We start from the raw sequence: 704 nt of genomic DNA on the forward strand, positions 1-704 counted from the left end.
GCCGGCAACCGAAGCCCCGGCACCCGCGCCGGCCGAGGCCGCCCCGGCCGAGCCGGTGATCGGCGCCCCGGTGCAGCCCGTGGTGCTCGGCACCGGCGCCGAGGCCGCCCTGCCCAAGCGCCAGGGGTGGTGGAGGCGCTGAGACAACCCGGGCGGCGCCCCACGCCGCCCGGCTGAGCCTGCGCTCGCGCGCGCCGTCGGCCGTCGCGCTGCCGGATGCCGCCCTACGGCCCCTCCACCGAGGCGGCGGCGATCGCCAGCAGCATCTCGTCGCGCAGGCGCTTCAGCTCCAGCGCGCGCAGCGCGGTCTGCTCGAGCCGGCAGGACAGGCGGTTCGCCTCGGCCTCCGGCTCGGCCGAGAGCGCCGCCTCCGCCGCGCAGGCCAGGTCGCGATAGCCCGGGAAGGCGCGCTGGGCGCGGCGCAGCGCCTCCAGCGCCGCACCCGAGGCCAGCAGCCCGAGCTCCCGCTGCCAGCGATCGAGCTGCTGCTGCCAGATGGCCGTCTCGACCAGGGCGCAGGTGCGCGGCGCCTGCGGGCGGTCGGGCAGCGGCGGCAGGCGGGCGACCAGCAGGCCCTCGCCCGGTTCGCCCTGGCAGGTGGCGGCGATTCGCCAGGCGCAGCGGCCGAAGGCGGCGCGCGGCGGATGCGCCTGGGCGGCCAGGGTGCAGGCCTCGACCCAGGCGCGCTCGGCAGCGTGCGGGCG

Annotated in this window: 1 protein-coding gene; it reads right to left on the reverse strand. The window is 80.0% G+C overall.

The window, feature by feature from the left end; all coding sequences use genetic code 11:
• Positions 1-224 precede the first annotated feature (224 nt).
• The coding region (locus tag HW578_RS27300; protein WP_198373818.1) for a lysozyme inhibitor LprI family protein at positions 225-704 on the reverse strand (480 nt) is incomplete at its 5' end.

Source organism: Roseomonas rosulenta (assembly GCF_016106005.1).
In the GTDB taxonomy this organism is placed as follows: Bacteria; Pseudomonadota; Alphaproteobacteria; order Acetobacterales; family Acetobacteraceae; genus Neoroseomonas; species Neoroseomonas rosulenta.